General features: G+C 73.0%; 1 protein-coding gene and 1 pseudogene. Both read right to left on the bottom strand.

The annotated features are described in order from the left end of the window. The coding region (ku, locus tag B7L92_RS37665; RefSeq protein WP_497592076.1) for a non-homologous end joining protein Ku at positions 1-774 on the bottom strand (774 nt) is incomplete at its 3' end. A gap of 105 nt (positions 775-879) precedes the next feature. Next, a pseudogene (locus B7L92_RS37660) lies at positions 880-1,294 on the bottom strand (NERD domain-containing protein); the annotation flags it as partial.

The raw sequence follows: 1,294 nt of genomic DNA, 5'->3' as shown, positions 1-1,294 counted from the left end.
GCGCGACTCCCGGACCGCCTGGACGCTCCTCTCCAGGGCCGTCACCAGGTCCAGGACCCTGCCGGTGCGCTCCGGCTCGGGCGGTTCGGGCAGGGCCTCGCCGGAGATCTTGGCGGCGACGACCTCCTCCACCGCCTCGCGGTACTCGTCGCGCAGGTCCTCCAGGCCGACCTCGCCGAGGGCGTCCATCAGGGCGCCCGCGAGGTCCAGCTCCCTGTCGTGGACGGCGACGTCCGCGCCGGGGGCGAGCCCGTCGGGGGCGCGGACCTCGTCCGGCCAGAGCAGGCCGTGCAGGGCGATCGTGTCGCCGACCACGCGGAGCATGCCCAGGCGTTCACGGCCCCGCAGCGCGTACTTCGCGACGGCCACCCTGTTGCTGCGCCTCAGTGCCTCCCGCAGGAGCGCGTACGGCCGGGCGGCCGGCGCCCTGCCCGCCGCCAGGTAGTACGCGGACCCCATCTGGAGCGGGTCGATCTGCTCCTCGGGGACGAAGGTGACGATCTCGATGGTCTTGGCGGTGGGGATCGGCAGGCGGGACAGGTCCTCGTCGGTGATCGGGATGATCGTGCCGTCCGATTCCTCGTAGCCCCTGCTGATCTCCCGAGCGGTGACCTCGCGGTCCTCCAGCTCGCAGAACTTGCGGTGGCGGATCCGGCCGCCGTCCTCCGTGTGGATCTCGCGGAAGGGGACCGCGCGGCTCTCGGTGGCGTTCACGAGCTTGATCGGGATTCTGACCAGGCCGAACGAGACCACGCCGTTCCAGATGGATCTCACGTGCAGCACCTTTCCGGTCGCCCGCCGGTCACTGCCGCCATTTTGTCCCATTTTGCTTTAATTATCACCGTGCGGCGCCCATCGCCGGGCGGGAGGGGTGACGGCTCACACCCGGGCCCAGGTGCTCCGGTCCCGGGCCATCGCGTACAGGGCCTCCACGTCGGCCGGCTTCAGCACGCCGCCGAGGCCGGCCAGACCCGCCACTTCCTCGTCCGTCAGGACGCGCACCTCGCGCGGCGGGGCGGAGACCGACACCCGCGACGCACCGACCAGGACCAGCACCGGGCGGACCTCGGCCGTCAGGGCGTAGGAGGCGCGGTCGGCGTCGGACCGCAGGCGGTGCAGGAGCGGCTGCGGCGCGTGACGGCCCAGTCCGACCAGGGGGTCGGCGACCGTCACCCGCTGCTTGCGGGCGTACAGGGCGTGGACGGCGCACAGGCCGCCGGGGCCGAGGAGCAGGTGGTGGATGCGGTCGCCGCCGGGAAGCGGGACCGAGTGCAGGACGTGCACGCCCGCGCCG

Source organism: Streptomyces viridosporus, from assembly GCF_002078235.1.
In the GTDB taxonomy this organism is placed as follows: Bacteria; Actinomycetota; Actinomycetes; order Streptomycetales; family Streptomycetaceae; genus Streptomyces; species Streptomyces viridosporus.
This window is presented reverse-complemented; position numbering and strand designations above follow the sequence as displayed.